Below are 25,491 nucleotides of genomic sequence, written 5' to 3'. Positions count from 1 at the left end.
AAGGAAACTACAGTACACAACGTGTTAAATTTAACTCAAATAGCTCTCTTTAACTTTTCGTTACATACTTATAAATTTTCCCGCCGACTTACTTATATAAAAGGTTGGATTGAACCAATATTCTTCATAGAACGAAGCTTCCAAGTTTATGAACATACAATCTATGCTAAATTTATTTTCACAAACTCTCAATACTTCTTAATTTTACTAAACCGAGATAATATTGAGATTTATGATGTTAAATCAGGGAATATTATTGCTAATCTCAAAGAAGGTAATCTCGAAACAGTAGAGGCTACGATATTATTTAGTCCTTCAAATAAATTTATTTTTATAACTAAATATATTCAACATAAAAGAGAAATGAAATATCTAATTCAAATGTGGAATATTAATATATATAGTTTAGTATTTGATTTAATATCAGAAAATAATGATATAAATCATTTCATTTTTATGAAAAATGAAAAATTAGTTTTCTACACTCCTCGATATTGTAATTCGTATCATCGAGATGATGAAACATATACTTACAACCATAGCTTAATTGTATGGGAAACGAAAAATGGTCAAATAATGTGTAATGAACATTTGGATACCTACAGATCATTTAATCTTGATGAAAAAGAATTAGAAAGCAAAATAAATAATTGTTTAAAATCTCATAAAGAACTGGGAGAATTAATAGATTATCAATACCCATCGTTAGATAAAGCAGATAAAGAGAAAAATGCTATTAAACTTTATCAAACTAAAATAATCTACCCATCATGCGTAAGAATTTATGATGGTATAAATTATGCTCATATAGGTTATGATAGCAATATAGGATATGATCTAACTAAACTTAAAGATTATACATTTATAGAAAAAGCAACGAGTATTATAATAAAAATACCTCGTAAAGAAATAAAATAGTTAACATTAGTTATAGATAAAAAACCTTTTATAAAATTCGTATTCAGGCAGGCGACATTAGGCGTCACCTGCCCACAATTTACTTGTTAGGTTTGTTAGGTCTCTCCTTATCTGCCTTTACCTGGGCGGTTAAAGCACTAGATACAACTACTACAGCTAGCTGGGTAAAGCGACTATCAACCATTACTAGCCCAGAGAAAACTAACCCAACCACTATATATTTATTCTGAAAAATTATTTTTGCCCACTCCTAACTAAATTGCTGGGCATAAGACCGCGCATAGCGACGCTCTAAGGCTAATAATTCTTCATGGGTTCCCGATTCGACAATTTGTCCCTGTTCGATAACTAAAATGCGATCGCACCGTCTAACAGTTGATAACCTGTGAGCAATAATAAATACCGTCCGTTTCTCCATCAATCTTTCCAGCGCTTCCTGTACCAGTGCTTCTGACTCCGAATCTAAGGCTGATGTTGCCTCATCAAGAATCAAGATTTGAGGATTGAGCAGAACAGCACGAGCGATCGCAATTCTTTGTCTTTGTCCACCTGATAAGTTTACCCCACGTTCGCCCACCCAAGTCTGATAACCCTCTGGTAGTTGGCTAATAAACTGATGGGCATTAGCAATTTTTGCCGCTTCTTTAACTGCTTCCATGTCAAAAACATCTTGTCCAAAGGCGATATTTTGGGCAATTGTCCCCGAAAACATGATGGTTTCTTGGGGAACAATCCCAATTTGTCGCCGCAGACTATGCAGCTTGACATCCCGAATATCAACACCATCAATGAAGATTTGCCCAACTTCGGGATCGTAAAAACGCGGGAGGAGGTTGACAAATGTGGTTTTACCAGCACCAGAAGCACCCACAAGAGCGATCGCTTCACCTGGCGATACTAATAAACTGATATCTTTTAATACAGGTTCACCTGCTTTATAGGCGAAGGAAATATGACGATATTCTACTTTGCCGTTGACTGGGGGGAGAGCGATCGCATTGATCTTTTCGATTACCGTCGGCTGAATTGCCATCAATTCAAAAACGCGGTCAACAGATGCTTCACCCTGCTTAAATTCGTTGTAGTTGTTAGTAGTATGACCAATGGGATCAATTAACAGCGCCGCCGCCGCCAAATAACTGAAAAAATTCGCCACTGTCAAGTTATTTTGGGAAATTTGCCACGCTCCCACAATCAGTAACGATAACGCACTTAAAGCTTCCAGAAATCCGATGATGGGAATCTGAATCGCTTTCAGGCGTTCGGCTGAGTATTTGGCTTTGAGACTGCGTTCTGCTTCATGGCCAAAGCGGGCGATTTCGTAATTTTCGGCAGCAAAAGCCTGTACTAAACGAATACCGTTAAAAACTTCTGAGAGGATGGCTGATAAACCCGACACGCGATTTTGACTTTTTAAGGAATATTTGCGTAACCGTTCACCAAACCAGCCAACTAAAATACCCATCAGCGGCGCAACTATCACTGTTGCTAATGTCAGTTGCCAATTCAGGTAAATCATGTAAATCGGAATTGCTACCAACTGCAAAATGCAGGGGATAAAGTCGTGAAATACTTTATTTACTACTTCGCCAACGCGGTCAACATCTTCCGTGAGGCGGTAAGATAAATCACCGGCTTTTGCCGTTTCAAAATAACTGAGATTTAGCTTTTGCAGATGGGCGTAGACTTGCTGGCGGAGATAAAAAGCAACTCTCAAAGCAGCTTTCGCCATGTACATATCTTGTATAGACTGAAACAAGCCTCTGACAAGAAAGACTAAGGCACAGCTGCCAGTTATTTGAGCGATCGCTACTACATTACCTTGTGCAAAGGGAATTGCTAATTTCCCGGCGAGATTTATCAGCACTAATGTCGCCAGTACGTATCCCAAGATACCAATAAATCCCTTAGTGATGGTTTTCCACTGGAGTCGGATATAAGGCAGAAGTTGCCAGTAATTAGAACGCGTTTTCAAGCTCGAAAGTCCACAACGATATTCCCCTTTGTTTGACGCTAACAGTTTTTGGTGAGTTTCTGAACAGTTAACTCATTAGTTACAAACTGTTTTAGCCTTCATCGTAGAGTTTGCCGGTGTTCTTTTATGATTGAAGTGGAATTGTTCATTCGAGGGGGCTTGCTTTATGAAACTGGAAGAGTATTTCAACGCGCTTGCACCAGATGACATCCGCATCCGACTCAAAGGAACCCGCATTGGGATTGAGAGCATTCTTTACGAGTATATCTATCGCTGTAAAACACTAGAAGAAATTGCCGAATAATTTCATCCGGTGACGTTGGAACAGGTTTACGCCACGATTTTGTATATCGTCCAGAGGTTGATGCGTATCTGGCAGATTGGTTGGAATTTTCAAGGGACTATGCGCGAGGAGCAACAGCGAAATCCGTCTCCTGCCAGGATGAGGTTTTGGCGGATGCAGCAAGAAAACGCTCCAAAGCAGTTACAAGAAAGCTAATGGCAATCCGGTACCTGTTGGATGAACATCTGAGTCCTACATATCGTTCCCATCGCATCCTAACTACCAAAGCCTACGATCTTACGGTGTTATTGCTGCCTAATTTTGTCCAGAGCATTGATACTTACCAAACTGAATTATACATTCTCAAAAATAGAATTGAGAAATTAATCAAACTTAACAATCTTAAAGAGGCTTAATTATGAAAACCGAACACGAACGCGAACAATTAATCAAAGCCATCAACGTACTGCTAAACCAAGCTTACGACAGTACCCTAGATGAAATTTATGCACTACTTCAAAAAATCGAAGATGAAGAGGACGAAAACGATTTAAGAGCCTATCATGCTGCTAAAAATGATGTAGAAAATAATAGTCTTATCGCATGGGACGACATAAAAAAGGAAATCGCTAATGAAAGAAAAAAGGACGTAGCGTGACTTACGAAGTTAAATTTACCAAGGGGGCTAGAAAAATGTTTAAAAAACTATCTCAAGAATTACAAGATCGCATAGAACCCAAAATAGATGAGTTGGCTATAGAACCACGTCCCAATGGAGTTAAAAAGTTACAGAGTGAAGAAAACACATATCGAATAAGAGTAGGCGATTATCGAGTTATATACGATATTTTCGATGATGTTTTATTAGTAAATGTTATAGATGTTGGGCATCGTAGCAAGGTTTATAAAAATGAAAGTTGACAAACAAGAAAATATTAGAGTTATCGCCTACAGTGTCTTCGCTATAAGTACTTAAACAAAATTAATTACACACAATTTAGGTATGATATCATGTCCACATAATTAGTTACGATTCCCACAGTCATTGCACCCCACCCCACCCCGCCAAAGCTATGCTTTGTCTCCCCTCTCCGCAAGCGGGGAGGGGATTAAGGGGTGGGGTTCTTCGGGTTTAATAAGCAATCCAGCGGACATGATATGAAACCCTTGTCCAGACTAAAAAGTTGTGTGTAAACAATTTTGTGCGACTTGCTGTCGTTACTGCCTTCTAAAAAATTAGCCCCCTCCTTACTTGTAAGGAAAGAGCTAGAGTAATCTTCAAATTTAATTACGAATTACGAATTAGTTAATATCCGCCTTCTTCTTCGTATTCTGGCTGTCTTTCCTTGACTTTCTTGGGAATATTCACAGGCTTCGGCACATCTTCCCAAGCATCGCCCTCTACGTCGTCATAATCATCGTATTCATCAACGTATGGCTTGCTGTAGGGCTGGGCTTCATATTTTAGCGGTTGCGGTTGTTGATACCTGTCGCTACCTGTTGCCTCGCTCCAGTTATCTTCTTCCTCATCTTCCTCGTATTGAATAGATTCATACTGCCGCGCCTTCATTACTTGACGCTGTGGCCTTTCTTCTTCCACATAGTCTTCTGTCCATTCCTCTTCCCGCGCTACGGGTTCGGGAGCGCGAACTTTTTGCCTGGGTGGTTGCAATGGCACTCCACTGGGCAGTTGATTGGGTGGTGCAATTGTCCGAGGTGGAGTATAACCATATTCTTCTTCTGCATCGCGCTCCCACGGCGCTTTGCCGATACCCAAACGCTCTAGTAAACCAACTGTCAACTGGTTTACCCGTTCCTCGGCTCCCTCAAACACAATCAACCGATTGGGGCCAGTGCTGACAATTTCATCCACTGAGAACTCGTAAGTACTCAGAAATTGATCGGGAATTTGGGGCAATCCTAAAGAAGCGATGACTATGGAGTTAAGCTTCCCGGTTTCGGCGTTGAACTTGAAGCCCCGAACTTTGCCTAATACTTCACCTGTTTCTGTAATTACTTCCCAGCTAATCAGATTACTGAGAGATTCAACTTCGATATCTTCAATTACATCTTCGTTATCAACCAAGATGACATCACCAATCTGGTTGATGTTATTGAGGTACATATAGCGCGGTATGCCCGAAATAGAGATCAGGCTGTCTCGCAAACCAAGTGCCACAACCTCTCGTTGATCAATATCAACCCAGACTTGACTGATGATGCCTAGCCGCTTGCCGTTGTCGCGGGTAATCACCTGGGTATTTAATATGTCGGAACGCCTAATTATCTGTTCAGAGGTCATTCTATACCGAGTCCTGATCTCGAATCCGGTTTATCTATACACTATTATTAACAAAAACTCAAGCAGATGTATTGGATGATTGTAATTTAATCCCCAAAACTTGAGTGTAAGCTCCTCGTGCTTGAGTAACGCCGATTGTGCGTTCGGCTGATTCTATCATCGGACGACGCAAACTAACAACTATAAATTGCGCTTGTTGTGACTGTTGCTTAATCATTCTAGCTAATCGTTCTACGTTTGCCCCATCTAAGAACATATCCACTTCGTCAAAGGCGTAAAATGGCGATGGGCGGTACCGTTGCAGGGCAAAGATAAAGCTCAAGGCTGTAAGTGATTTTTCTCCCCCAGACATGGAAGCTAGGCGCTGTACGGGTTTGCCTTTGGGGTGCGCGACTAAATTTAGCCCACTGCTAAAGGGATCTTCGGGATTTTCGAGTTGCAGATAGCCGTCGCCGTCGGAAAGAATGGCAAAAATCGATTGAAAGTTTTCGTTGACAGCATCGAAAGCTTCTCTAAAGGCAAGTTGCCGCAATGTGGTAAAATTTTCGATCCGCAAAAGTAATTCGGTGCGTTCCCCTTCTAAAGTTTGCAATTTTTGCGTGAGTTCCTGAAGGCGGTTTTGGGTGCGTTCGTGTTCTTCCAACGCCAGCATATTCACAGGTTCCATTGCCTGTAAGCGTTTGGTAAGCGATCGCAATTCTTTCTGCAATTCTTCCAAGTCTACCTGATCTGGAACTTCCGGCAACGGATTTGGTAATTCTGCTCCTACATCCCGCAACTGACTTTGCAAAGCAATTAATTCCTCGCGCCGCTTCTCTTGGGTTTCTTGGAGTTTTTGGATTTCCCATTGCAATTGTTGTTGACGTAAAAGGTGCGATCGCACTTCCTGTTCTGTGGCGTCGCGTTTTCGTTTCTCGGCTCCCAAATTCTGCTCCATTTGAGTCAACGTCGCGCGGGTTTGGGTGATTTGGTTGTCTATTGTTGTGATTTGTGAAAAGACGCGATTCATCGCGTCTGTACAAGAGATTTGTTGGGTTTCATATTCTGCGATGCGTGTTTCTGCTTCTTGGATTTTTTCTTGTAAACGTTGTTGCTGATTTTCCAAATTTTTTAATCTTTGTTCAGCTTCGCGTAATGCTGTCTCCCGTTGTTGCAATTGTTGCTCTTGAATTTTAATTGTCGCTTGGATTTGTTGCCATTCACTGGGAGTTTGGGATGCTTCCAACTCTGCTAAAGCGTGTCGCAATTGTTGCAACTGAGTTTCTTGTCCCGGTAATTCCCGTTCTAAGATTTGCAGACGTGATTGAGCCGTGGCTAACTTTTCGCTGTTTTGGGAAAGTTGCGATCGCGTCCCCTCTAATTGCGCTGTCAAACTCTTAATATCTTTCTGCAACTGTTCCAATTGCAACTGCTGTTCGCGCCGCGCCTGACGTGCTTCTGTGAGTTCTTGCGTCAGATTTTTGGTTCTGGTTGATAAAGTTGCGATCGCTTCAGTACAACGCTCTAAAACCCGCTCAATGTCCACCAAGCGACTTCTTAAAGCGATCGCTTCATCAGATTCCGCCGCTTCTGCATTACCAAACCGCAACGCCGAACGCTGGGTGTTACTACCACCAGTCATTGCGCCGCTAGTTTCTAACAATTCCCCGTCTAAGGTGACAATGCGATACAGTCCTAAATTTTTCCGCGCCGCCTCCAGGTTGGCAAATACTACCGTGTTACCGAAAACATAACTAAATACATCTTTGTAACGGCGATCGCAATCGACTAAGTTAACAGCATAGTTAACGAAGCCATTGGCAAAACGCAGCGTTGCATCTTGAGTAAATTTGGGAGCGTGAATTTTATTCAGTGGTAAAAAAGTCGCCCTTCCTGCACGTTTCTGTTTGAGCAGTTCAATACCCGCTGCGGCTACACCATCATCTTCCACCACAATATGTCCCAACCGTCCACCAGCAGCCATTTCCAAAGCTAGCTGATGGCGGGGTTCCACCTTTCCTAACTGCACAACTAAGCCACAAAGTCCAGGCATTGCGGATTGTAAAATGACTTTACTAGCTTGGGTTCCTTGGACTTCTTGCTGTGCTTGCGCTTGCGCCTCTATTTTATCCAACTGGCGTTGTTTTTCCCGTTGTTCAAAAAGTAACCGTTTTTGGGTTTCCTGTTGGATTTGCAATTCTTGTTCTGTGGCTGAGAGATTTTGAGCTAAATTTTGGATGGGTTCACTAGAGGTGTTAAATTCCGTTTCAACTTGATTACACTCAGCTTGTTTTTCTGCTAATAGTGGTTCGTCACGTTCAATTAACTGAGTTTGCTCTGAAATTAGTTGCTGTAACTGATTATTGCGTTCCCTGAGTTGTGCTTGTTCGGTGCGTTGCGGTTCCAGAGTTTGCAGCAGAGTTTCAATTTGACGGTTAAAAGCTGTTTGTTGCTGCACCCACGCTTCCGAAGCCGAGGCGATTTCTGCTGCTGCTTCGCGGGATGTTTCTAAGGCTTGGTGCGCTTCGTTTCTTTGTTGTTGTGAAGACGCGATGAATCGCGTCTCTACAATTTGTGTTTCGGCAATTTCTTCTAGGGAAAGACGGTATTTTTGAATCTCTTGCTGAGTTTGAGCCAGACGTTTGGCAGTTTCCTGCGTTGCTGTTTCTAATTCCGTTAGCTGACGCTGGAGTTGTTTCCGTTCTGCTTCTTGGGTGGCGAGGGTAGATTGTACCGCTAAAAGTTCGTCTTCTCCCAATGCTTTCACATGAGCATTGAGTTTTTCTAGTTCAGCAGTTTTTTGGACGATTTCGGAATTTAGGTTTGTGAGTTGGGTAGTGAGTTCACTAGAATTGCGATCGCCAGTTTGAATTTCGTTAACTAACTTTTCTTGTTGTGCTTGTAGCGAGCGCCATGATAAAACAGCTTCCCAAGATTGCTTGGCGAGAAATTCCGTGCGGAGTTTTTGATATTTCTCAGCTTTCGCCCGATCTTGGGAAAGGCGATCGCGCTGTGCAGTTAATTCTGTCTCAATAATCCGACAGCTATCTTCCTTTTCCTTCACCTCATCTAAAGTTGATTTGGCTTGGACAATTTTGCGATCGAACGCCGCCACCCCAGCCAATTCATCAATAATTTCTCGGCGTTCCCGCGTATTCATCGAGATGATGCTGGTGACATCCCCTTGCAGTACTACGTTGTAGCCTTCAGGATAAACCCGCAGGTTACTTAGTTGCTCATGCAATTCCGTCAGCGTACAGGCTTCACCATTGATATAGTAATTCGATGTGTAAGTCCCTTGGTGAGTGACTCGCAGCCTTCTAGTGACACTCCACTCTCCCAATTTTGGATTTTGGATTTTGGATTTTGGATTTTCTTCCTCTCCTTCGCCTGGTTCCTCTGCTTCCTCACTATGCGCCTTTGCGCCTCTGCTTGATAAATCCTCCCCCGACAAATCAAATGTCACAGTGACGCTAGCCTCAATAGAAGCGCGTCCTTTAGCTGTTTGAGTGTTATTTACCAAATCCGGGAGGCGCTCCGCTCGCATTCCCTTAGAACTGGAGAGTCCCAGGCAAAATAGCAGTGCATCGAGAATATTAGATTTACCCGAACCATTTGGCCCAGATATGACAGTACACCCCGGTAGCAAAGGGACTGAGGTAGTGCCACCGAAGGATTTGAAGTTGGTAAGTTCCACGCGCTTGATATGCACCATAGGCGCTGGTTCACTGGGCTAATGAAGAACAAGTGTATCAACTAATTAAAAATTCGCAAGAGGGTAGGGGGGAGAATTGGGGATCATTGTAGACGCGTTGCAGTAAGCCAGCGCGGTCTTGAGGAGCCACCACTGCGGCAACAGGAGGTTTCCCCCTAAGCGACTGGCTTACCTGAAGGACTTACCGCAAGACGATCGCATCTTTATTTCAGGATATAACGAGTTTGAAAATACACTCTAGGCGTTTTCACACAGTAACATGACCTGTTAAGGAACAGAGGGGAGCAAGGCAAAAAAGCAACTCAACCAAATGCCAGAGGATATTAAAAGCACCAAAGCAACTTATAATATAGTAATCTTTACGATTATCAAAGCGTAGAAAGAAATCCCTCTTTACTACCTCAATCTGCTCTGTGTAATTTGGCTCTTAACCCGCAAATATTTGTAGAACTTAGTAATGAAGAGATTAATTAAAGGTCTGCGCGAATTTAAATCTAGCTATTTTTCGACACATCAACAATTATTTGAGCAACTTTCACAGGGTCAAAAGCCCAGAGTATTATTTATTACCTGTTCTGATTCGCGTCTCGATCCAAATCTAATTACACAAGCCCAAGTTGGTGAATTATTTGTCATTCGTAATGCAGGTAACATCATTCCACCGTATGGGGCAAGTAATGGCGGTGAAGGTGCGACAATTGAATATGCTATTCAAGCTTTAGATATTCGCCAAATTATTATTTGTGGTCACTCTCATTGCGGTGCAATGAAAGGATTAATGAAGTTACACAATCTCAGCGATGAAATGCCGCTTGTACATGATTGGCTTAAATATGCAGAGGCAACTCGAAGGCTAGTTATAGACCACTACAGTCACTACGACGGAGAAGAACTGCTAGAGATTATGATTGCTGAAAATGTTCTGACTCAAATTGAGAATTTGCGGACATATCCAGTGATTCACTCTAAGCTTTATCAGGGAGAACTCAGCATTTATGCTTGGATTTATCACATTGAAACAGGAGAAGTTTTCGCATACGATCCCCAGAAACACGCTTATGTTTTGCCTCAAACTCAGCTTCCAGAATCAGAAATAGATGAGTCGCTCAGGGGTCGATTTCCAAATACCAATGTAGTAGTGCATTCCCCTCAAAACCAGCAGCATGATGTTCAACCTTATGAGAAGCAGTCTGTTTCTCCATTTGAGTGGTTTCCAATGAAACGCCTTTCTCCAGAGCAGATGGAACGAATTTATCGAGGTTCAAATAATGGAAGTTGAAAGATGAAAATATAGAATTTTAACTCTATATATCACCATGAATGAAACCTATTTGATAGGATTGGATTGCTAGTTAGATAAGCTTTTCAGATATTTATAAAAAGAAGTCATAGCTAAACTGAAGTCTATTCAAGTAAACTGAAACCATTTTTTAGTCTTTTTGATAAGACTTTAACTATTAGCTATAGGTTTCTAAAGTCATTCAAGTGGTATTAATTACCTACTGCTTACTTTTATTTAAGCAAATAAACAACAGAGACTTACACAGATGTAAGTCTCTGTTTGGCTTTCATGCTGATGCTAACTGAAAGCTTCAGTTATTCTTTTATGACTTTTTTACAGCATCAACTTTTGCTTCTATCTTCACCGTCTTCACACCTTGAACTTCTTTAGCCAAGGTTTCAGCTTTCTGGAGTTCTTGTTTAGAAGCTGCTGTGCCTTTGAGGATAATTTCACCCTCTTTGTTTTCAACTTGTAACTTATTTCCTGGTAAGCCTTTGTTCAACTTTTCGCTAACTTCAGTTTTTAAGTCGCTCTTAACTTTTGTTGCTGCCGTTTTTTCAGAATCGGTTTTAACTTTAGTATCTGTGCTAGCTGCTAAAGGAGTCGTTTCTGTTGCTGGAATTTTGGCAGTTTGAGTTGTCTGGGAAGCTGGTTTTGCTGGTGCTTGAGCGGCTTCATTAGTAGTGCTAGGAGTTTCCGAACCAGTTTTAGGAGCCTCTTGGCAGCCAAAAGTACCAACTACCAAAATGCTACTAACTAGTAATAGAATTAGCTTTTTCATTATCTATCTCCGAATTGAGTATTTGAAGCGATTAATTGAGGTGTGTGTCATGGTGAGGAGCAGATGTTAAAAAGCAATTAAAGGTGAAGTAGCAAAAGTGCCCAAGCAAGTACTCAGGTTACTGGAAATTCAAACTTGGACGATTTCTTGAGGCTAAGATTTTGCTGCCAGTTTTGAGAAATGCCAATTCAATTTTCCTGACGGCTGCTAACCAGCATAGCTCTGTATAGAGTCTGTGGCTCTCTGTCAATTTAACATAGATGCACAGTAGCTCTTTCAATGGTAGACTATGCCATTCCACAGTGGTGATTCGATGTTATCAGATTTAAGTCAGTTTGGCGATTGCAACTCAAAACTTCAGCGTTTTTGCAATACTGTGCCAGCAAAATTACCAACAAAATGTTACTTTAGAAAACTATGGCTTGCTTACAATGCCCCAAATATCAGGAAATATTAGCCAATGCCGTACCTTACTTCCGCCCGCGAAATTAGTGCCATTGTTGCTGAATATACCAACGCTAAAACGCTGTGGATAGATACAGAAGTAGCTGACTATAAAAGTCGTAATCCCCGACTATCGCTGATTCAGGTATTAGATAATCCTCAAGATATGAGTGGCGATCGCGTCTACCTTTTAGATGTCCTAGATCAGCCTAACATTATAGCTGAATTTATTGATGAAATTATGATAAATTCTGCAATTGAAAAAGTTTTTCACAACGCCAGTTATGATCTAAAATTTCTCGGTAGCAAGAAAGCCAAAAATATTACTTGCACTTTGGAAATAGCAAAAAAAATTCCCTACTATCTTTTGCCATTACCCAACTATCAACTCAAAACCATAGCTACGGCACTTTGTAGCTTTAACAATATTGACAAACAAGAACAAGCAAGCGATTGGGGAAAACGTCCCCTGACTGAAGAACAGATAGAGTATGCTTACCTAGACTGCATTTATCTTGCTCAAATCCACTTAAATTTGTTAGGATTACAAGCCCAAGCTAGCCCCGATCCCACAACGGAAGACTTAATATCACTAAGTACCAGATACTCGCAACTTGAGCAGCAATGGAAGTTGTTGAATTCAGAATTTGAGCATTTGCAAGAACGGATGAAAAAAGCCATGCAGACTCAGAATATATCGGAAACTTATGATTACAAGCTGACTAGTTATGAGCGCACTACAGTCAAAGCTACTTTTACAGAATTGGCAAGGCTAGCACAAAGCCAAGGTATTAATTTAGATTTTCCAATCACACTAACTCAGAAACTCCAAAAAGATTTAGGGCAAAATCTGGAACAACTGTCTGTAGATATTGACAAAAGCACCTCTTGGCGGCTAAATCCCAAAACTCAAGAGAGTGAAACTGAGGAGGAGTAAATTGTTCACATGGCTACAAATGTCAGAACTTATATAGCAATCTTATTTGAGTTATGAAAATTATCGAACCGCCAAGAGGAGAAACAGAAAAGTTTATAAATCATTTAAAACTGCTACAGAGTTATAGTTTAGAATAAATATTAATCTTTAAAATATTTCTTTAAAAAAGTATCCTAATGAATATGATAAACAGGACATTCCTGAACAGTAAACCATTGCTAATGCAATTTAAAATATCTGATACAAATACATAGGTAGGGAGGTAAAGATATACGCTTTTACAGCCGATTCATGTGTTGCAAAGGTTTTTAAATGGGATAAAAAGCAGAGAGATGACAACAGTAAAGAGCAAAAATGACAAGTCTTATACTTGATATTTTATAATTGGTTTTATACATAACCATTAAATAAAGCTATTGAATATCAGGGAAATTTGTCAATTGATTTGACACTCATATCAAAAGTTAGAATAATTATTGAGTTAAAGAATTAAAATCTAGATTTTGGTACTAATTGCGTTCAGGTGTTATGGCAGTTTATATTAAATTATGAGACGGCGTTTATTTAGGCAAAAGCGAACAAGGGTAAATCAAGTATTTACCATAGCTATTTTTACTACATTGACCGCAGTTAGCAGTGTTTCTTGTAGTAAGAATGACAATGTGTTGGTAACAGAAATAGGAGTTAGTCAACCTAGCCGTCGTTCAGCTACAGCATCCAAGGGTGGGGAATTCTATCTTCAGGGAAAGAATCAGCATCTCAACGGCGATTTACAAGCTGCGATCGCTTCCTATGGTAAGGCAATTAGTCAAAATTCTCAATATGGCGCTGCCTACAACGGCCGGGGATTAGCCTACTTTGATTTGGGAGACAAGGAAAAAGCGATCGCAGATTACAATCAAGCGCTACGGATCAATCCCAACGACGCCGAAGCCTACAATAACCTGGGGAATGCCCGCGCCTCACTAGGAGGTAACACAGAAGCAGTTAAAGATTACAGTGAAGCGATTCGCCTGAATCCCAACTATGCCGAAGCCTACAATAACCGGGGGAATGCCCGCGCCACCAATGGAGACAAAAAAGGGGCAATAGATGATCTAGATCAAGCGATTCTCCTCAACCCCAAATATGCTCAAGCCTACAATAACCGGGGAAATGCCCGTGCTGCCGGAGATCCAAAGGGCGCGATCGCAGATTACAATCAAGCGATTCGCCTCAATCCTAACTTTGCCCCTGCCTACAATAACCGCGGAAATGCCCGCGCCACCAATGGAGACAAACAGGGAGCGCTTAAGGACTTGGAACAAGCAGCAAGCATTTTTCAAAGTCAGGGTAATAACGACTTATACGAACAAGTGATGAAAAACATCAAAGAACTTGGACAGTAGGGAAAAGGGCGGAGGGGGAAATAAGCAATGCCCAATGATAAATGAAAAATGACAAAATCACATCCCAGAACCAATGTGGATGCGATCCTCAACTTCCGCAAATTTTTCTAGTGCCTCCTGTTCAGTACTCAATAGTGAAACGACAATCGCCACAATAAACGCCAGTGGGATACTGATTAATCCAGGATTTTTTAGCGGAAAGGGTGCAGAAGCGTGCTTGAGAATCGTTACTTGAATAGTAGGTGACAAATAAATCAGTACTAAAGAGGAGATAGTACCTACTAACATACTCGCAACCGCACCGTTGGTGGTGAAGCGTCGCCAAAGCATTGATAAGAGCAATGCTGGGAAGTTTGCACTAGCTGCGATCGCAAATGCTAAACCTACCATATAAGCGACGTTTTGCCCTTTAAACAAGATGCCCAGAATTATCGCCACTAAACCCAAAACCATTGTCGCACCACGAGCCACCTTTAGCTGTTCTGACTCGTCAGCATGACCCGATCGCACCACGTTTACCCACAAATCATGAGACAATGCAGCTGCACCTGAGAGTGTCAACCCCGCCACTACCGCCAAAATTGTCGCAAAAGAAACAGCAGAAATAAAGCCTAAGAAAGCATCACCACCGAGAAATTCTGCCAACATCGGCGCAGCCATATTACCACCAGTCCCAATTTGCTTGATAGCATCTTGACCTACTAGCACCATCGCTCCAAAGCCCAGGATGAAGGTAAGGAGATAAAAAACGCCAATAATAGCCGTAGCGTAAGTAACAGAGAGCCGCGCTGCTTTGGCGTCGGGTACTGTGTAGAAACGCATTAAAATGTGGGGTAGTCCAGCAGTGCCGAACATCAACGACATCCCCAAAGAGATAGCATCAAGGGGGTCAGAAACCAGTTTTCCCGGAGCTAATACACCTGTATACTTCTGTGATGCGGCGGCAAAAAGAGCGATCGGGTTAAAGCCAAATCGTGCCAGTACCAGGATAGCTAGTAAGATAGTTCCACCGAGCAACAGAACTGCTTTGATAATTTGTACCCAAGTGGTGGCAATCATCCCGCCAAAAATCACATAAGCCATCATCACGCAACCGACGATAACCACAGCTAATTCATAATCAAAGCCAAACAATAGTTTGATTAGCTCACCAGCACCTACCATCTGGGCAATTAAGTAAAAGCTAATCACTACCAGCGTTCCAATCGCCGATGCTATGCGTACAGGTTTTTGCTGCAAACGATAAGCTACTACATCGGCAAAGGTGTATTTACCTAAGTTACGTAATGGTTCTGCAATTAGGAACATGACAATCGGCCAGCCCACCAGGAAGCCGATAGAATAAATTAAGCCATCAAAGCCGTTGAGTGCCACCAGCCCAGTGATACCTAAAAAGCTAGCTGCACTCATAAAGTCTCCCGCCAAGGCCAGCCCATTTTGGAAACCGCTAATCTTACCGCCAGCTGTATAGAATTGTGCCGTATTTTTGGTGAGCTTTGCTGCCCAATAGGTAATGCCAAGGGAACTGGCAACAAACAGAAAGAAGAAAGCGATCGCCAACGGGTTAAACTTACCAAGACTGGTAATATCCGCCGCTAGTGGCAGATTGAACCACAGACTATTCATGCTTTTTTGGTTTAGTATTTTGGATTTGGGATTAGAAATTGCTAATAGCTTACGACTTACGCAAAATTGTCTCAAAAACCTGATTTGTCGTAGCGGTAATTCATGAATTACCGCTACTTCAGAACTTTTTTGCGTAAGTCCTGTAGCTAATTCATTTGCGTGTCAGATTGGCGATTTGGTCGTCGTAACTGCTATTTGCCCAACGCACGTAGATAAAAATTAATACCCATGCTGAGACAATTACCAGCGCCCCTAGTAAAATTCCCAGGCTGAGGCCAGGAACTACTAATGACCCCAGCAGGGGCTTATTGAACGCGATTAATAGGATAAAGCCAAAATAAATAAACATCATGGCTCCACTGAGAATCAGGGATACCCGCCAACGTTCAGCTGCGAGAGCCTGGAGAGCCTTTGTGCGATCGTTCATGTCTTCCTTTAGGTTGAGAAGATTAGGTCAGATTGTCTCATTGAAGTTGATTTCTGCGTAATTTTCTTAAAGATTATTAGTAAATTTATTGCTATTTCAGGTAATAAAATTAACTTTGCAAAGTGATATACCAAAATAACAAGATAATTGCGGCTCCCTTTAAAAAGGGGAACTTTAAGAGGTTTTTGCCCCCCTTTTTAAGGGGGGTTAGGGGGATCAAAAGCCTGTGTAGCAACTCCAAAAGACTTGTGTGTAGAGCGTAGCCTAAAAGGAGAGAGGTGACAGAGTGTATTGCATAGAAACGAGAAGCGCTATATTTGTGATTATTTCAATAAAATATTTTATTATACCAAAAAATTTCACTGTAATCAAATAAAGTCGATTTTTATATACTAAAAATCAAAAAAACTACGTAATTAATACCAGGTTTTAAAATCCTTCAAGTGTTATAAAATTTTTTTTAAGCTATCAAATCAACTGAGATTAATAAAAGTAGTAAATTTTTATTTACAAAATATACCAAGAACTACCGGGGCTTTTACGTAAATATTTTAGTAAGATTTATAACAAAAGATTATTTTTACACAGATAGAGCATGACCAAAATTTAGTAAATTATGTTTATCCAAACACTCATCACAGAGCCGATTCATTTTTTCAGAATCGTTGTAATTGTTATATTCTCCATCACTTTGCATGAACTTGCTCACGGCTGGGCTGCAATGAGTCAGGGAGATAACACTCCACAACTAACTGGTCATCTGACGCTTAATCCTGTAGTTCACATGGGCAAAGAATCTCTCATTTTTCTCTGTCTCATGGGTATAGCTTGGGGACAAATGCCCGTCAACCCATCTAAGTTTCGCTCTGGGAAGCTAGGCAATATTTTGGTATCAGCAGCTGGGCCATTATCAAATCTGGCTTTAGGCATTCTATTTATTGTGCTGCTCAAACTTTTCTCTAATCTGAGTCTTTCAGGACTCTGGAGTATCGAATTTCTTTACCTAGCGGCTCGGATTAATTTGACATTATTTCTGTTTAATCTGCTGCCAATTCCACCACTCGATGGCTTTCATATTTTCAGTGAGATTTTTCCTCAGCTAAAGCCACTGCAATATAGCCAATTCGGACTCTTTGCCATGATGCTTCTATTTATAATTCCGGGTTTGGGGACAGGACTTAGTAGGATTGCTGATTTATTTATTCGGTCAGGATTGGGGATGTAAACAGCAACTTTTAGGCAAAGGCAAAGGAAAATTTGAATGAAAATCAAACAAAAACTTATGGTTGCTGATACTAGCATTACCTTGAGCATTACTGCTGTGCTTCTGCCATCTGGAGAGTCAAGAGCGAGTATATTACTTGTAGGTCAATATAGTAATCAATGGCATTCTGGAAATAACTATTTAGTTAAATCTCCTCACGACATAAGTCAACAATTAATGGTCATACAACCAGGGTTATTTAACTCTGTGTTAGGGAATTTTGGGATTGAAAAAGATAATTTTATATCTTGTTTGAATCAAGAGCGATCGCCGTTTACGTCTTCCATTTAATTATTGATGAGATTATTGATTATTGGCAGCTTTGGCTCTGTGGGAATTGCAGGTTATTCTCCCTTTGTAGAACGCTATTTGCAAATAATTAATAAAGATTTAAAAATAATTTACTCAAGGATTTTTTTATTACTATCTTTACAAATTATAGGCAGTATTATTGTAATGATGTCTTCAACCGCTAGTCCAATTTCTTCTGCAATACATCCAAACTCTGGCTGTCTTTTAGGAACCCCATAATTATAATTGCTATAGTAATCCTGAATCAAACGCCCAGAAACAAGATCCCCGACTTCTCTAATAAGTCGGGGATCTTCGGGTTACAATTCTCATAAATCAAATAGGATTGCTATATACAATCTAATTGTCTATACACACAGAAATAAGTTTGCTGTAATATTCAGTTTTTGCATAGATGCTGAGAATACTATCACCAACTGCAAAAAAAGTACCTTCTTGCTCATCTTTAGAAAATTGCAAATCGGGGTATTTAGCAGCAGCTTTCTCAGCAGTCATGGCTTTTGCTTCCATTTGATCTGGGAATAGTCCAGTACAACCAATGTAAAATACCAAAGGAGATATCTTATCTTGGTAGATTTTTTCTGCATATTGTTCTAGCTTGTTATTCGCCGCCGTCAAAGCTGAAACCATTTCCTCTTTGCTAATTTGCTTACCAGTTTGTTTATCCCCCAATAACTGCGCCAAACTATCAGCACCAACTTTCTTAAGAATACCTACAGCAATGCCATTCTTCTCAACTCCGAGAAAGTCGTCAAAAATCGGTTTCATGAACTCATCAACTTTGGTTATCTTGATGCGAGATGACAATGGCTTATATCTGAAGGAAAGATTTTCTTTAAATGCGATCGCAAAGCTAGGTTTAGTAAAAATCTCCCCAGTTTCTTGGTGATAAACCTGATACATCCTGTCTAGAAATTTATTTGCAGAATGTAACTTACTGAGATTAAGAATATCTTTACTGCCAATGTCAATTTTATAGCTCAATCTTGAGTCAAGAGTACCATTAAGCAGAGCTTCATTGATATCAGTGTATTCGTTAGTCGTAGGAAAATTGATGTAAATATTCTTAGACAAATAGTGCTTTTGAAACTCATCTAACTGTGTCGCTATAAAGACATCTGATTCTCCTTTCAAGTGAGCAGAAATAATACTAGCAAGCACTTTAATTTCTGCTAATTCATAGAATAAGCCATCAATATTACTGTAACGACTATCAGAAGCTACAAGCGGCAAGTTATCTAACTGAATACTATATTCAGCATTGAAGTCAAAATATTCTGCATCCAGTACACCCTTTTCTTTAAGCAAGTCAAAAGCTTTTTTACTACTAATTTTGACTAATAAGGACTTCACATTTATTTTGCCGTCACTCACAATCGTGTAGTTATTAAAGCTATTTAGGTCATTTACCAGCAAACCTGCTACCTCAAGAGTAGGAGTTTGGTCTTCAAATTTGGCAAGTTTGACTTTACGTTTGATAAGCATATTGATAGTAGCAGTATTGCGGTTAAACTGAAACTCGCCCATACCAACATACTCCGCATTATCCATATATTCTGTTCGCAACCAAGGCTGAAGCAGTTCCCCGGTTTCGTTTCTAACACCTTTAACACGCTTGATACCTGTTCTTTGATAATGTTCTTGTAGGTGCTTGATATTGACAATAATATTGTTGCGATATTGGGCAAAAATTTGGATGAGTTCTACCAGAAAAATTTGATTATTTGTCATATATGTCACCTTCAATATAAAGGTCAATAATCTTTTTAAGCCACGCTTACTGAAGTCTATTAATCTTCCAAAATAAACTGTTATAACCGGGCAAAATTGAAGTAAAAACACACAATAATTTGATGCCAAATATATGCTAAAATTGGCAGATATCACACAAATATTGTATGAGCATGATTGCATTCATGAATTAACTACTATGGGCGTTTAGTTATTAAACACTTTGGGCATTTACTGCCAAATTTAGCGCTACAGACTCACCGGATATTCATCTTTGTATAGTACTATTGTACCATACAAAGCTAAAGTTGGGTAGGTCTAGCCCAATACGGTTCGGTTAACAAGTTTGTCTCTCGATGATCCTCCCAACCCCCCTTAAAAAGGGGGACTTTGATTCCAGTTCCCCCCTTAAAAAGGAGGGCTAGGGGGGATCAGTAAGTGTCGTGTCTCAAATTACAGGCAACCACTTTTCAAACAACCTCTTAGGCTCCGGGTTTGAAATAATCAAAGAGGCGATCGCCTGAATCGGCGCGAATCAATGCCACAACTACATCGGGTAAGGCAGCTAAACTGGGGTAAACCAAATAACGTGGTTCCCAACGGGGGCGGAACTTCTCTCTGTAGGCGTGCAGTCCCTTGAAATTGTAGAAGCGATTCAAATGCCCATAAAGATAATGCAATACTTTCTCCAAGCGGCGTGATTCTGGGTTGTCTCCAACTCCTGCAAGGGCAGAAAGACCGAAATTAAAGCTGTCGTAGCCAGACTCTTTAAAATGTTGGAGTAGGGAAATAAATAGAAAGTCCATTGTGCCATTTTCAATCGACGAGCGGTGTCGCATCATGTCAATAGTGGCTTCGTTGAGTTGGTACTCCCGAAGAATGTTGGCAAAGGCGCTGATTTGACCTTCGGGATTATGCACCACAGCCATCTCGCACTCTCGCAGGTAAGCTTCCTCAAACCAACCTAAAGAAAAGTGTTTTTCCGAACCTTGTACCATCTTCAGCCATTCATCACTCACAGGTTTGAGTCGGTGCAACAAAGCATCGGCGATGGGTGGTTGGTAAAAGTCGATTTGGTATCCTAGCTTAGTTAAACGATTGATTGATGGTCTAAAGTTTTTACCGGCTTTACCTTGTAACGTAAAACTTTTCAGGTCAACGATCGCTTCTTCTCCAATCTTGAGTACTTTAAACCCCAATGACTTGTAAAGCTCAACATCATCGGGCAAAGTTTGGTAAAATCCAGGATACCAGTCATTGCGCTGGCAAAACTGCTGGAAAGCAATAATTGTCTCTTTGCGGTCTTCAATGGGGCCGATGGGATCTCCTAATGCGATCGCGCCCCGTCCTTTAGGAACATAAGCAATTAGACTATTACCCGAAGGACTGAAATAATAACTTTTATCATTTAAGAGTGTGAACGCTGCTAAAGAAGAACGTCCATATTGCTCAACAATTTCTTTAGCCTTTTGCCGTTCATGTGTAGTTGCGAGATTCCGCCAAAACACAGGTTGCAATAGCATTACCATTGCATATGTAATAGTAACTGCGGCAATAATATAGATGGAATTAGCAAAAAAATCTCCAAATTTGCTCTTTGGTTGCAGTCCCCAATTATCCTCAGTGAAGAACATCGCCAAAGTCTGAACTATCGCTTCACGCCAATTAAAATTCTCTGAAAACTTGCCGTCTAACAAGTAAAATCCAATAGTTCCGTATGCCAGGGTAAATAATAAAGCGCCTATCAGCACTCGAACTCCCCGTGCGATCGAAGGACGGTCTGATTGCGCCGTGAAAAAATGGCGCATCAAAATTAATTGCACCAGCAAAACTCCAGAGAGGAGACTTTCTTCATAGTCCAGTCCCTTTAGCAAGTGGCTGATAATGGAAATCACTAGTAAACCAACGGTAATTAACCAGGCTATTCTTTTTCGCCGTAATAAGTTAGTAGCAACTGTTAATAAAACAAACCCACTTAACGCTGCAAATATATGACCACTGGCACGAATGTCAAATGGTAAAAGTTCCTTCAACCAGTGATTCCGCCCATACAGGTTAGGTGTCACTGCCGACAACAAATTTACTACTCCGACTAAACCTGTAAGGAAAGCTGCACTCCAAAGTCCAATCTGAGTTTTTAAATTATTGGTCATTAGTCTAAAAGTATTAATTAGTAGTTAGGAGTTTTGGCTCTACACTCTCTTTATGGACTAAAATAATAAACAAACCAGTTTTATAGGCTGTGTTATTTATACGCATTAAGTTTTAATGTTTTGAATTTTCTTCATAACACCTTAATCTTAATGCTGTAGCACAAGGGGAGCGGTAGAACCTGAGTTTTTAAATTTTAACCCTAATTGTTAACTTTTTTAAACTGTTCACCTACATATGAGAGCGAATCTTTGAGATGTTTGTGAAAGTAGTTCCAGCCTACATCTGCACCAGACAAACCATGACCTCCAGGAAATGCATAAAATACGTGAGCAATGCCTAATTTATTTAAGGTTTCGTTGAAGGCTTTGGTAGAAGCCAGCAAATTAGTATCGTTCAGACCCGCATCTAGGTAAACCCGTAATTGCTTCCTATCTTGAACTGGTAGCTGTTGTACAATCTGTTGAGGACTATTTTGTGAACCGCTATTATCGGTAAAGTAACCGCTATGGCTAAACAGAATGTGGAAGTTGTTCAGATAGCGTAACCCGATATTAAAAGCCCCCCATCCCCCAGAAGACAGACCTCCCAGCGCCCAAAACTGGGGTTCTTCTAGAGTGCGGTAGCGCGACTTGACAACTTGTACTAATTCTGAACCAATCAAAGTCCCCACTTTGCCATTTGCCCCATCAAAATAATCAGGATCATACAAAGGACTGGAACCCCGATTATCATTGCCATCAGGTGTAATCACAATCGATGGCGGTAATTTTCCACTTTGATAAAGTTCATGCAGGATGTCTAGGATTGCATACTTGTCAGCATAAGCACGGGCATCGTCATGACCACCATGTAGTAAAACTATCACGGGGTAGCGCTTTTGCTGATTTTTGTTATAACTAGGGGGCAAAATCACACCGTAGTTGCGGACTGCACCCATCGCTTGGGAGTTGAAGGTTGCTAATTGAAACTTTAGCCCAGTATTTGCCTCTTCTTGGGGTGGGTCTAGTTGTGGCGCACCTAAGATGAATACATAATAATAACCAACGGTAGTGAGGAGTGCGATCGCTCCTACCAAGCTAATTAAAAATTTAGAAATCTTCATATTCTTTTAAGGTTGAAAAAAATCACCTCCATTAGAACTTACTATAGTTAATCTGATGAGAAATTGCAGCAGAGTTTTCCAAATTGATGTTTAAATATCAACGGTTTTGCCGAATCAGATTATTTATCCGGGGACTTGCTATTTATTTTGAGTATTTTTATTCTGAGTCATACCTAAATTATTAGCCCTATGTGCTTTTTCAGCAAATCGAAATTGCTCACCCACAAATGTCAATGAATCGCCTAAATGTTCCCGCCAGTATTGCCAAGTGTGACTACCAGGAAACTGACGAAACAAATTATAAATTTTGAGGTTGTTTAGTACTTTAGAAAATTTTTGGGCTGCGTTGATTTCTTCAATATCTGATGCACCCGAATCTAGGTAGATTCGCAACCTTTTTTTATCTGGTATGGGAATACTTTTGATATAAGTTATTGGGCTATTTATCGGGCCGCTTTTATCCTGAAAATAACCACTATGACTAAATAAAATTGAGAAATGATTCAGATTGTGTAATCCCACATTCATTGCCCCCCAACCACCAGAAGATAACCCACCTATTGCCCAAAAATCTGGATTCGTTAGTGTCCGATAACGGTTTTGCACAACTTTTACTAACTCATTACCCACGGCTGTGGAGACTTTACCGTTAGGGCCATCAATATATTGAGGGTCCCAGTAGGGACTAGAGCCACGTTTGTCGTTGCCATCTGGTGTGATGATGATGCTGGGTGGCAACTTACCTGTAGTATAAAGTTGTTCCACAGTCTTGAGAGCTTGTCCCTTGCTCTGAATAAACCAATCAGTGGGTTTACCATGTCCACCGTGGAGGAGAAAGATTACAGGATAGCTTTGTTTTGGGTTTTGCTCATAGCCAGGGGGTAAAGAAACGCCGTAGGTACGACTTGCGCCCATTACCTGACTATTGTAGGTTTCAATTTTATAGCTGAGGGGAGTAGCCAAGTCCTTAGCATTAGGCTGGAGTGGTACGAGAGAAACCTTTGTTTGTAAATCCTGCTGTTGAGGTAGTTTTGCTCTTACACTTTGACAAGAATTACAGCCAACTAGAGTTAATACTGAAACTATCAAGAGAATTTTAGATTGTTTGTATTTCATTTATAATTTGTCAGTTATCACTAGAAAAACAACTCTGGTAGCTGGTGTTTGCCTTCAAAAGCTTATGCAAATGATATGTCAATGCTGTGTCAACCTGATGGAAATTTTGCGACTACTAGTAAGTTGAAAGTCAAGCGTTAGGATAAGTTTCTTTACTTAACACTCAGGACTTTTAAAATGCTTAAAAAGTTGCAACTCAAATTTAGCACGCTGTTCGGCTTGTTGCTGCTGGTGCTTTCCCTGTGGGCGATCGCTAACGAATTGCGTGAGTATAATTATCGTGATATCCTCAACTCTCTAGCCGCTATCCCCAAAAGTCGCTTAAGCTGGGCAATTTGGCTGACAGCCTTGGGCTATCTCGTGATGATTGGGTACGATATTTTAGGTTTTAGTTACATTAATCGTTCTCTAAGTTGGAACAAGATTGCTCTAACCAACTTTATTAGCTCTGCATTTAGTAATACGATAGGTTTTGCCTTGCTAACTGGCAGTGCTATCCGTTATCGATTTTACTCTAGTTGGGGAGTGTCAGCAGTTGCGATCGCTCAAGTAATTGCTTTCGCTAATTTTACCTTTTGGTTGGGGATGTTTGCCGTTGCAGGTTTGTTGTTCCTCATCAACCCCCTGAAAATTCCCACTCAACTACATTTACCTTTTGCCACTGTGCGTCCCATTGGCGTGATTTTTCTGCTATTGGTCGCAGCTTATTTGCTAGGCAGTATTTTTATTAAACAACCCTTAATAATTCGGGGACAAGAATTTCGATTTCCTTCTTTTAAAATATCCCTGGTTCAAATAACAATTTCTGGTCTTGATTGGATTTTGGCAGCAGCAGTTCTTTATGCTGTGCTTCCCACTAATATATCTTTGTCCTATCTAGACTTTTTAGGAATCTACTTACTAGCGATGTTTGCGGGTGTTGTTAGTAACGTCCCTGGTGGTTTAGGAGTATTTGAAACTGTAATTTTGCTGATTCTCTCCTCAAAATTTTCGGCTGCGGCAATTTTGGGATCAATGCTGGCTTATCGGGGAGTCTACTATTTCTTACCTTTGCTAGTAGCAGCGGGTTTACTAGGACTTTATGAAATTAGATTTAGAACGGGGAATTTAAAAAAATGAATAACCTGTGAAGATCAGCTTTGGTATAACCACTACTATACATTGTTGTCAAATCTGTAAAATCGGTAACTAGTGTTAATTTTAAATGCAGAATCTTGCGGTGCTAACTTCATATACGGCGGTATAAATTCATAATTTTTGCTGAGGCGATTTTTCCTTAGTCCGCGGAGGCGGACTTTGTTTGTATAGCCGCGAATTCCATTCGCCCTGGCTGTATTTTTTATAATTTTTTTACTATTTGCTCTCCATTAACTATTTAGAGACTGTAGACTGATAACCATAAGTAAAATCTCGTGTATCTTGGCAAACTTATGGAGCCAGTATCACTAACAGCAGCTGCGATCGCAACCTTGGTCATCACCAAGGCTATAGAAAAAACCGTAGAGAAGATAACCGAAAGTACTTTAGACAAGTTGAAACTGCTACGCCAAAAAATTTGGGATCAGTTCAAGGGTAAACCGAAAGTACAAGAAGCCTTAACAAAGGCTGAACAAGGTTCTAAGGAAGATTTAAACTTTGTTGCTGCTTACCTACAGGTCGAAATGGTGCGATTCGTTTAACCTAAATGAGTAGTAATGCTCAGGGACGGTTAGCTGGTTCCATTAGCCAGACAACTGAATGACCTTGTAGGTGAAA

The 25,491-nt window shown here is 40.6% G+C and carries 24 protein-coding genes; 14 read left to right on the top strand and 10 right to left on the bottom strand.

Features of this window, described 5'->3' with window-relative positions:
• On the top strand, positions 1–918 hold a 918-nt coding region (locus V7K30_RS24425; protein WP_335003719.1), incomplete at its 5' end, for a hypothetical protein.
• Between the two features lie 250 nt (positions 919–1,168).
• On the opposite strand, the gene V7K30_RS24420 is transcribed toward V7K30_RS24425, so the two are convergent.
• Positions 1,169–2,893, bottom strand: a complete 1,725-nt coding sequence (locus V7K30_RS24420; RefSeq protein ID WP_335003717.1) for an ABC transporter ATP-binding protein — start codon at positions 2,891–2,893, stop codon at positions 1,169–1,171.
• Positions 2,894–3,059: 166 nt separating this feature from the next.
• Between V7K30_RS24420 and V7K30_RS24415 the strand changes: the two genes are divergently transcribed.
• From V7K30_RS24415 to V7K30_RS24395, 5 genes are read left to right on the top strand one after another with little or no spacing between them, the layout of a single operon-like run.
• Positions 3,060–3,197: a hypothetical protein gene (locus V7K30_RS24415; RefSeq protein WP_335003715.1), complete on the top strand. Its 138-nt coding sequence runs from the start codon at positions 3,060–3,062 to the stop codon at positions 3,195–3,197.
• A 9-nt stretch (positions 3,198–3,206) separates the two neighbouring features.
• Positions 3,207–3,392 carry a hypothetical protein gene (locus tag V7K30_RS24410; protein WP_335003713.1) on the top strand — a complete coding sequence of 62 codons (186 nt, stop codon included), beginning with the start codon at positions 3,207–3,209 and terminating at the stop codon, positions 3,390–3,392.
• The gene (locus V7K30_RS24405; RefSeq protein WP_335003711.1) at positions 3,392–3,592 is read left to right on the top strand and encodes a hypothetical protein; all 201 of its coding nucleotides are present in this window, start codon (positions 3,392–3,394) and stop codon (positions 3,590–3,592) included. Before V7K30_RS24410 ends, V7K30_RS24405 begins: the two co-directional genes overlap by 1 nt.
• Before the next feature lie 2 nt (positions 3,593–3,594).
• Positions 3,595–3,834: a hypothetical protein gene (locus V7K30_RS24400; RefSeq protein WP_335003710.1), complete on the top strand. Its 240-nt coding sequence runs from the start codon at positions 3,595–3,597 to the stop codon at positions 3,832–3,834.
• A complete protein-coding gene (locus V7K30_RS24395) occupies positions 3,831–4,097 on the top strand; it encodes a type II toxin-antitoxin system RelE family toxin (RefSeq protein ID WP_335003708.1) in 267 nt (88 codons plus the stop codon). Before V7K30_RS24400 ends, V7K30_RS24395 begins: the two co-directional genes overlap by 4 nt.
• A 385-nt stretch (positions 4,098–4,482) precedes the next feature.
• Here the strand turns inward: V7K30_RS24395 and V7K30_RS24390 are convergent, their stop codons facing one another.
• Positions 4,483–5,478 carry a PRC-barrel domain-containing protein gene (locus V7K30_RS24390; RefSeq protein ID WP_335003706.1) on the bottom strand — a complete coding sequence of 332 codons (996 nt, stop codon included), beginning with the start codon at positions 5,476–5,478 and terminating at the stop codon, positions 4,483–4,485.
• A gap of 58 nt (positions 5,479–5,536) precedes the next feature.
• Complete coding sequence (gene smc / locus V7K30_RS24385; protein ID WP_335003704.1) at positions 5,537–9,172, bottom strand: chromosome segregation protein SMC; 3,636 nt, start codon at positions 9,170–9,172, stop codon at positions 5,537–5,539.
• A 457-nt stretch (positions 9,173–9,629) separates the two neighbouring features.
• Here smc and V7K30_RS24380 point away from each other — a divergent pair, with 457 nt between their 5' ends.
• Positions 9,630–10,451, top strand: coding sequence for a carbonic anhydrase (locus V7K30_RS24380; protein WP_335003702.1), 822 nt, complete (start codon positions 9,630–9,632; stop codon positions 10,449–10,451).
• A 325-nt stretch (positions 10,452–10,776) separates the two neighbouring features.
• Here V7K30_RS24380 and V7K30_RS24375 read toward each other — a convergent pair whose 3' ends face one another.
• Entirely contained in the window at positions 10,777–11,235 is a 459-nt protein-coding gene (locus V7K30_RS24375) for a BON domain-containing protein (RefSeq protein WP_335003700.1), read from the bottom strand.
• Between the two features lie 460 nt (positions 11,236–11,695).
• Here V7K30_RS24375 and V7K30_RS24370 point away from each other — a divergent pair, with 460 nt between their 5' ends.
• Together V7K30_RS24370 and V7K30_RS24365 are read left to right on the top strand one after the other, a co-directional pair.
• A complete protein-coding gene (locus V7K30_RS24370) occupies positions 11,696–12,616 on the top strand; it encodes a ribonuclease D (protein WP_335003698.1) in 921 nt (306 codons plus the stop codon).
• A gap of 548 nt (positions 12,617–13,164) precedes the next feature.
• A complete protein-coding gene (locus V7K30_RS24365) occupies positions 13,165–14,004 on the top strand; it encodes a tetratricopeptide repeat protein (protein ID WP_335003696.1) in 840 nt (279 codons plus the stop codon).
• A gap of 57 nt (positions 14,005–14,061) precedes the next feature.
• Here V7K30_RS24365 and V7K30_RS24360 read toward each other — a convergent pair whose 3' ends face one another.
• Together V7K30_RS24360 and V7K30_RS24355 are read right to left on the bottom strand one after the other, a co-directional pair.
• Positions 14,062–15,630, bottom strand: a complete 1,569-nt coding sequence (locus tag V7K30_RS24360) for a sodium:solute symporter family transporter (RefSeq protein WP_335003694.1) — start codon at positions 15,628–15,630, stop codon at positions 14,062–14,064.
• Between the two features lie 151 nt (positions 15,631–15,781).
• Positions 15,782–16,057: a DUF485 domain-containing protein gene (locus V7K30_RS24355; protein WP_335003692.1), complete on the bottom strand. Its 276-nt coding sequence runs from the start codon at positions 16,055–16,057 to the stop codon at positions 15,782–15,784.
• A 616-nt stretch (positions 16,058–16,673) separates the two neighbouring features.
• Here V7K30_RS24355 and V7K30_RS24350 point away from each other — a divergent pair.
• From V7K30_RS24350 to V7K30_RS24340, 3 genes are read left to right on the top strand one after another with little or no spacing between them, the layout of a single operon-like run.
• On the top strand, positions 16,674–17,282 hold the full coding sequence (locus V7K30_RS24350; RefSeq protein WP_335003690.1) for a site-2 protease family protein: 609 nt from the start codon (positions 16,674–16,676) through the stop codon (positions 17,280–17,282).
• A 36-nt stretch (positions 17,283–17,318) separates the two neighbouring features.
• Positions 17,319–17,612, top strand: a complete 294-nt coding sequence (locus V7K30_RS24345; RefSeq protein ID WP_335003688.1) for a hypothetical protein — start codon at positions 17,319–17,321, stop codon at positions 17,610–17,612.
• Between the two features lie 6 nt (positions 17,613–17,618).
• The gene (locus V7K30_RS24340) at positions 17,619–17,852 is read left to right on the top strand and encodes a hypothetical protein (RefSeq protein ID WP_335003686.1); all 234 of its coding nucleotides are present in this window, start codon (positions 17,619–17,621) and stop codon (positions 17,850–17,852) included.
• Positions 17,853–17,972: 120 nt separating this feature from the next.
• On the opposite strand, the gene V7K30_RS24335 is transcribed toward V7K30_RS24340, so the two are convergent.
• The 4 genes from V7K30_RS24335 to V7K30_RS24320 all read right to left on the bottom strand — a co-directional run bounded on the left by V7K30_RS24335 (position 17,973) and on the right by V7K30_RS24320 (position 23,736).
• The gene (locus V7K30_RS24335; RefSeq protein ID WP_335003684.1) at positions 17,973–19,364 is read right to left on the bottom strand and encodes a hypothetical protein; all 1,392 of its coding nucleotides are present in this window, start codon (positions 19,362–19,364) and stop codon (positions 17,973–17,975) included.
• A 482-nt stretch (positions 19,365–19,846) separates the two neighbouring features.
• Positions 19,847–21,517: a phosphatidylglycerol lysyltransferase domain-containing protein gene (locus V7K30_RS24330; protein WP_335003682.1), complete on the bottom strand. Its 1,671-nt coding sequence runs from the start codon at positions 21,515–21,517 to the stop codon at positions 19,847–19,849.
• Between the two features lie 200 nt (positions 21,518–21,717).
• Complete coding sequence (locus V7K30_RS24325) at positions 21,718–22,620, bottom strand: alpha/beta hydrolase (protein ID WP_335003680.1); 903 nt, start codon at positions 22,618–22,620, stop codon at positions 21,718–21,720.
• 138 nt (positions 22,621–22,758) lie between these two features.
• On the bottom strand, positions 22,759–23,736 hold the full coding sequence (locus V7K30_RS24320; protein WP_335003678.1) for an alpha/beta hydrolase: 978 nt from the start codon (positions 23,734–23,736) through the stop codon (positions 22,759–22,761).
• Positions 23,737–23,913: 177 nt separating this feature from the next.
• Here V7K30_RS24320 and V7K30_RS24315 point away from each other — a divergent pair, with 177 nt between their 5' ends.
• The gene (locus V7K30_RS24315) at positions 23,914–24,855 is read left to right on the top strand and encodes a lysylphosphatidylglycerol synthase domain-containing protein (RefSeq protein WP_335003676.1); all 942 of its coding nucleotides are present in this window, start codon (positions 23,914–23,916) and stop codon (positions 24,853–24,855) included.
• A 311-nt stretch (positions 24,856–25,166) separates the two neighbouring features.
• Positions 25,167–25,415: a hypothetical protein gene (locus V7K30_RS24310; protein ID WP_335003674.1), complete on the top strand. Its 249-nt coding sequence runs from the start codon at positions 25,167–25,169 to the stop codon at positions 25,413–25,415.
• Positions 25,416–25,491 lie beyond the last annotated feature (76 nt).

This window comes from Nostoc sp. (genome assembly GCF_036917655.1).
GTDB lineage: Bacteria > Cyanobacteriota > Cyanobacteriia > Cyanobacteriales > Nostocaceae > Nostoc.
This window is presented reverse-complemented; position numbering and strand designations above follow the sequence as displayed.